This is a genomic window from Pseudobutyrivibrio sp. (assembly GCF_017471675.1).
In the GTDB taxonomy this organism is placed as follows: domain Bacteria; phylum Bacillota; class Clostridia; order Lachnospirales; family Lachnospiraceae; genus Pseudobutyrivibrio.
On sequence record NZ_JAFUSK010000071.1, the window covers coordinates 39,986 to 47,022 of the forward strand.

Here is a 7,037-nt window from a genome sequence, read left to right on the forward strand (position 1 = left end):
GCAATTGCACTATTCTCTGTAACATATAGTGTAATATCATGATACATTTAAATCAATATTCTAATGCATTTGCACTATATTTTTGTGAAATATGCGTTTAAATATGGGATTTGTTTTGGTAAAAATTACACATTTAAGATTTTATCCAATGTTACATTTGACACATTAGGACGTTTTCAGTATCATTGTTACTATATTGAATTTAGGAGAATACTATGGGAAATAGAGTTACTTTACAAGAAATAGCAGACACACTTGGAATATCTAGAAACACCGTATCTCGTGCTCTTAACAATACCGGAAATGTTTCAGCCGAAACCCGCAATAAGATATGCCAGACAGCCATTTCAATGGGCTATAAGCAGTTTAATATGGCAGGATATGTGGGTCCTTCTTCTGCATCCGATGCCACAGTCGTAGCTTCCGGCGGTAAGACAGAAATAGCCCTCTTCACTCAGGCGTTTCCTGGCAGCTCCCACTCTGGCAACAAGATTTTAGATGCCTTCCAGCACAAGATTGATGCTATCGGCTACAAACTTTCTATCAATATCATCCGCGATTACGAGATTAGCCACCTTTGCTTTCCAACCAATATCAATGTGGATAACATAGCTGGTATTATTTGCATGGAGCTTTTCTCAGAAAAGTACTGTGAATTTTTGTGCAAGCAGGGGCTCCCTTTATTGTTTGTGGATACACCTTTAAGCCAGCGCTGCAGCCTTAATGCAGATGTTTTATATATGGAAAATCTTTCAAGCGTATATCACATGCTTGAAACCATGATAAATAATGGATGCAAAAAGATTGGGTTTATAGGAGATAGATACCACTGCCAATCCTTCTATGAAAGATGGCAGGCCTATGTATCTGTCCTTGCAGATAAGGGAATAGGCCTTGATTTAGACAGCTGCATCCTTGCAGATGATAGCAATCCATATTCAGACACCACCTGGCTAAGTGAACAGATTGTATCACTTAAGGAGCTACCAGATTTGTTCTTCTGCGCCAACGACTTTTTAGCCATGTCCACAATCAAGTCTCTTCGCCTTCTTGGAAAATCGGTACCTACGGATATTCGCGTATGTGGATTCGATGATGCACCAGAGGCAAGCCTTATAGAACCTGGCTTAACAACCATCAAAATTCACTCAAGCTCCATGGGCTACACTGCTGCAGAGCTATTGCTGGCAAGGATTGCAAACCCTGCTATGCCTTATAAGAAGACCTATATCGAAACTGATATAATGTATAGAGAATCCACTTCTTTTAAATAACAAAAAGCAAGAGCCTGAACTGTAAAGTCCAGACTCTTAATTTTATATTGCAATAGCTTCTGCTATGTTTTGTATATGCTCAACCACACGTCTTGAAATGCTCAGATAATCCGATAAATATACGCTAATCTCAGCATCCATTTTTCCTTTTCTAAGCTTCTTTAGATCTGATTTTTTAGCCTTCTTAATCTGGTCAACCAGCTCTTCTGATTGTTCTCTTACTTCATTAGCCTTTGATACGTCATCATTTTCGTAGGCAATCATGATTTTTTCAAACAGGCTTTCAAGCTTTTTATTAGTATCCTTTAGATTCTTTTTCAGTTCCTTTTTGTCGTAATCTGCCTGCTCCATTTTCTTGGCAACTGTAGAAAGATTAAGGGAATAATCACTGATTCTTTCCATATCTCCTATTGTATGAAGTGTGGTAGCTATTATCTCACTATCACTGTCTGACACATCCTTTGAGGATAGCTGGATAAGGAAATTGTTGCAGGATTCCACCATCTCATCTACTCTTTCCTCTAATTCCTTGATGTTATCCTTGCTCTTACTATCATAATCACCGATTAATGACATAGATTCCATGTAACCATTTGCTGCATCCTGTAGAATAAGTGCTGATTTTTTCTTACATTCCTTAACTGCAATAGCAGGTGTAAGGAGAAGTCTCTTGTCCAAAAAAACTTCCTGATTTCCATCATCCTTGATAACGCTTTCTGCGATATTAACAAGCTGCTTAGAAAATGGCAGCAGCAGGCATGTTGTCACTACGTTAAAAATAGAGTGGAAAGCTGCTATTTCAAATGGTTTGATTGCATCATTAAAAATAGAAAGCCCTGCTCCCCAGTCAAGCATTAGGTATACTATCAATCCTACTGCTGTACCTATAAGATTAAAGCTAATGTGAATTACTGAAACTCTTTTTGCATTTTTACTAACGCCAATTGTTGAAAGTAATGCTGTAACACAGGTTCCTATATTTTGACCCATAATAATAGGAATAGCCACACCGTATGTGATGTGCCCTGTTAAACTGAGTGCCTGAAGTACACCGACTGAAGCTGCAGATGACTGAATAACCGCTGTAAATAATGTACCAATCAATACTCCGAAAAATGGATTTCTGAAAGCTGTTAAGGCATCAACAAACTCTGGTACTTCTGAAAGTGGAGACAGTGCATGTGACATCATTTCCATTCCATTCATCAAAATCGCAAAGCCTACAAGAACCTGTCCTAGATCCTTTTTCTTTTGCTCCTTGGCTGCCATGATCATGCACACACCAATAAGCGCCATTACTGGAGAAAAATTAGCCGGCTTAAGCATTGAAAGCAAAATATTGTCAGTCTTTAAGCCACTTAAGCTAAGAATCCAGGCAGTAAGTGTTGTTCCGATATTAGAACCCATTATTACACCTACAGTCTGTGCTATATTCATAATGCCTGAATTTACAAGACCTACAAGCATAACGGTTAGTGCTGATGATGATTGCATTGCTATAGTTATCACCGCACCAAGCACCAATCCCTTTAGTGGATGGTCTGTCATTTTTTCCAAAATAACTTCAAGTCGTTTACCTGCTACCTTCTTCAATGCGGTAGACAATACACTCATTCCAAACAGAAAAAACGCCAAACCGCCTATTACTCCAATAATACTATCTAGTCCCATCTTCTCTCTCCATTCTCATATCAATTTCATTTGCAGGAAATACCAGCACTATATCAGTTCCTTCGTCTTCAATACTAGAAAGCTCTATCTTTGCATTGTGCAAATAAGCTCCCTGCTGAACTATGGATAATCCAAGTCCTGTGCCACCCAGCTCTTTTGAATATGCTTTGTCAACTCTATAGAACCTTTCGAATATGTGCTCCTGTTCTTCCTTAGGAATTCCTATACCTGTGTCGTTAACAGCAAATCTAATATTATCTGAGTCCTTTGTAATCTCTATATTTACAGAACCATTTTGATGATTGTACTTGATTGCGTTATCCACAAGATTGTAAATCATCTCATGCAGTATTCTCTTTTCTCCATATACATAAGCCCTATCCCCTTCAAGATTAATGTCTATATTTTTCTTTTTGGCACTGGCAAACAATGTCTTTACTACATCTTTGGTCATCTCTATCAGATCAATATTTTCGAAATGATATTTTTCTTCTTTTTCATCCATTTCTGCCAGCTTAATAATGTCACCTATAAGGGTAATCAGCCTTGCAGCCTCGTCATAAATGGACTTGGCAAAATCCTTGACAATGCTGTTTTCCAAATCATCCTGCATTAGAATCTCAGCAAAGCCTGAGATAGATGTCAGTGGAGTCTTTAGCTCATGGGTCATGTTTGCAGTAAATTCGCTTTGCCTGCGCTGCTTTTGCCCAAGCTCACTGTATATTTTTTCTTTCAGCTTTCTATTTTGAACCTGTATTTTCCTGGTAAGAGGTTTTATCTCCTCGTAAACATAGCTATCTTCTGGATGCTCAAGGTCTAGGTCATTTAATGGCTGCAATATCCTTCTTGCAACAACCTCTGATAGCACAACAGATAGAAGAACGATAACAGATATGATTACGCAAACAGGCATAATCAGCCAGGATAGAATCACCAATACGTAGTTTTGAGCTACTGATATTCTAATTATCTGATTGTTGTCAATCCTTAAAGCGTAATTGATGGTTCGTACTGTCATGGTATCGGAAAATCTAATACTGCTGCCGTAGCCCTGCTCTATGGCCTGCTTAACCTCTTTTCTGTTTTTGTGATTGTCAAGCTTGCCAGCATTTGCTCCGCTGTCAAATAAAACAGTACCATTCTCATCTATCAGGGTTATTCTTCGCTCTTCGTTATCAGCAATATCCTCAAGATACTCTATTCCATCAGCTGCCACACCTCTTGATATAAGCTCGGCTTCGATTTTCAGCTCCTGCAAAATCTCATTTTCCATAAAAGGAACACCGAGAACACTAACTGATACAATAGCCGTCAGCGCCGCTATAATGGTTACAACTAATATAGAAGTAAAAATTTTTTTCTTCATTTATTTTTCCCGAATCCTATATCCAAATCCTTTTACAGTTTCTATCAAATCTTCATTATCAAGCTTGTGTCTTAGCTTTCTTATGTGCACATCCAAGGTACGGGATTCGCCGTAATTCTCTCCCCATACTGCACTAAGCAGCTCCTCTCTGCTGCACACATTTCCTTTGGCTTTCAAAAGCAATACAAGCAAGTCATATTCCTTTTTAGAAAGAACTATTTCATTTCCATCTACGGTAACAATGTGCTTTCCCTCATCTACCTTTAGGTTAGCCACCTCATACACTGTATAAGTTTGCACTTCATATCTTCTGATAACTGCTCTGATGCGTGCCATTAGCTCCGCAACTCCAAATGGCTTTGTTACATAATCGTCAGCACCACCATCTAATCCATGAAGCTTATCTATTTCGCTGTTCTTTGCTGTCAGTATTATCACAGGAAGCTTTTTAGTGGCCAGATTACTTCTAAGCTTTTCAAGTACTGTAAATCCATCCTCCCCAGGGAGCATAATATCAAGTATTAACAGCTGGGGCATTTCTTCTTCCAAGGAGCTATATAATTGTGATGCATCGGGAAACTCTTTTACCTCAAAGCCCGCTCTTGCAATGGCAAACATAAGCATCTTCTTGATATTTGCATCGTCCTCAACAATGTAAATCATCTTTTCCTCCTACTAAAAAAGCCCTCGTCTTATCGACGAAGGCTCTGAATACCAAAATCTAACATTCATCGATATTTTCACAAAACTCTCTTGAATTCAAAAGACAGCTTTATTCTAATATCAAAAGTTAATAAAAGTCTATACGTTGAATGTTAAGTGTATGTTAATTTTTGTTTACCTAAATTGCAGCTATTTCTTTCTTGTGTATCTCATCTAAGATTTCTATTGCATCCCCTGACCATGAATCCTTATGCAATTCATAGTGAAGTGATTTCTTGGCGCTGCGCTTTACATACAAAAGTGCCTCACCATAAATGTGAATAGTAACATCGTACTTTTTAGCAAACAGCTCTGCCAACTGCTTTTTCTCTTTGGAATCTGTGGTGTCGAATCTGGTGGCGCCTGTCACAATAAAATTAGTATCAATGTGATAGAACTTAAGGAGACGATGTATGTATTCTCTTGAATATAGCCCTGTGGTATAAACCCAGATATCGTATCCATCATTAGCCAGATGATTGCATACTGCTGGCAACCCCTTAAGCAAATGCTCCTTGTACACCTTCTTAAATGGGAAGCCTAGTCCCTTTTCCACATCCTCATCTTTAACATGTCTAAACATTACCTCATCCAAATTGATAGTCACACGCTTATCGTATTTAGAATCATTCAGCATCTGGAAAATATCATGGCTATTGGTAAGGTTTACAATATGGATAGGCACCTTTTTGACGCCGATTCGCATATATGCAGCCCATCTGTGATGTCCGTTAAGAATCATATACCCATCAGGATACATCTTTTCCACAGTGATGTTTCTATCCTCAACCCCGGAAAACAAGCCATCATATTTATCCTCAACCATCTTCTGCACATATTCATTGATTATACGATAGCTTGGCCCTATAGCTGGAATGCAGAATTCATCCTCTGGATTTGGATGAAGCTTTTTGTAGCTGACCTTGCGCACAAGTGCACGCTCTAAAAGACTTGCTTTTAAAGGAAAAGAATTACCCTTATATTTTGCCACTTCATCTGCGATGAATTTATCAAACTCAGTCATTTATATTCCTCTCATGATTGCATTTTAGAATGCATTACTTGGCAAATCATTGCCATTTACTATATTTTATAATAACTGAGATTTTATGTGTGTTTTTTTTTAGAATTTTACAAACATAATGCTTAGGAACGAATTTTAGCTATAGTAACTTTCTCACCTGTAATCTTTAAATCTAAAAGTATGCCTGAATCTGCACATGATTCAAGATAGCCTGCAAATTCTTCCTTAGTTACTGTCTCAGGGCCGTATTCGCCGCCAACCATCTGAAATACAGTTTCATCAGTGATTATAAACTCAGCATAATCTCCTGGTCCCATTCCCACAGGATCTTGGCTTTCTTCATTTCTAAAATTAGTTGTTCCTTCGATGATTAAGCTATCTCCATCGATTTTTGCCACATAAATAATAGGCTGAATAACACCGTATTCGTCTGGCTCACCAGACTTATCCTTTTCAGAAGACTTTAAATAACCGCTTAACCAGTAAGAGCCATCGTCTTCCTCAGCCTCTTCGTTATCAACAGAATCAGGTGTCTCGGCAAAATCCTCAGAAGCAGTATCTTCTGGGATTTCTGTAGATTGATTGGTTTCAACTGAATCAGTAGATTCTAAAGCAGCAGGTGCTGTATCTTTTCCACATCCTACCAGTGAAAAACAAAATACAATGGCTAGTAATAATGATATTTTTTTCATATTTGATTCTCCATTAATTAAATTTTAGTATTAAGTGAAAATACAATAGTATATTAAACGTAGATAGGGAAAATAGCAAATACAAGGTGCCATCTTATTTTACTGGAGAGCTCTTTTGGGAGAGTTTTGTAGTCTAGCGCAAAATTAGTATGACTATTGTGAATTCTGGGATAAAGCCCATATAATGGTGTAAATTCTAAAATTTATTAAAAAGAGCCAAGTGCTCATCTTTCAGTTAAAATTAAGTTACCACACAAAACATAATTGAAAGGATGAATACTATGGCTCAATTACATTTTACATTGGAT

6 protein-coding genes are annotated in these 7,037 nt (G+C 37.8%); 1 reads left to right on the forward strand and 5 read right to left on the reverse strand.

Annotated elements, in window-relative coordinates; all coding sequences use genetic code 11:
- The first annotated feature begins 215 nt into the window (after nt 1-215).
- Entirely contained in the window at nt 216-1,274 is a 1,059-nt protein-coding gene (locus IJ535_RS11590; protein WP_294302967.1) for a LacI family DNA-binding transcriptional regulator, read from the forward strand.
- Between the two features lie 42 nt (nt 1,275-1,316).
- On the opposite strand, the gene IJ535_RS11595 is transcribed toward IJ535_RS11590, so the two are convergent.
- The 5 genes from IJ535_RS11595 to IJ535_RS11615 form a co-directional block, all read right to left on the reverse strand.
- Nucleotides 1,317-2,945, reverse strand: a complete 1,629-nt coding sequence (locus tag IJ535_RS11595) for a Na/Pi cotransporter family protein (RefSeq protein ID WP_294302969.1) — start codon at nt 2,943-2,945, stop codon at nt 1,317-1,319.
- Nucleotides 2,932-4,311: a sensor histidine kinase gene (locus IJ535_RS11600; protein ID WP_294302972.1), complete on the reverse strand. Its 1,380-nt coding sequence runs from the start codon at nt 4,309-4,311 to the stop codon at nt 2,932-2,934. Before IJ535_RS11600 ends, IJ535_RS11595 begins: the two co-directional genes overlap by 14 nt.
- Nucleotides 4,312-4,974 carry a response regulator transcription factor gene (locus IJ535_RS11605; protein ID WP_294302975.1) on the reverse strand — a complete coding sequence of 221 codons (663 nt, stop codon included), beginning with the start codon at nt 4,972-4,974 and terminating at the stop codon, nt 4,312-4,314. It abuts the gene before it with no gap.
- Between the two features lie 178 nt (nt 4,975-5,152).
- Entirely contained in the window at nt 5,153-6,037 is an 885-nt protein-coding gene (locus IJ535_RS11610) for a ParB N-terminal domain-containing protein (protein ID WP_294302982.1), read from the reverse strand.
- 122 nt (nt 6,038-6,159) lie between these two features.
- Nucleotides 6,160-6,729: a hypothetical protein gene (locus IJ535_RS11615; RefSeq protein WP_294302987.1), complete on the reverse strand. Its 570-nt coding sequence runs from the start codon at nt 6,727-6,729 to the stop codon at nt 6,160-6,162.
- Nucleotides 6,730-7,037: the final 308 nt, after the last annotated feature.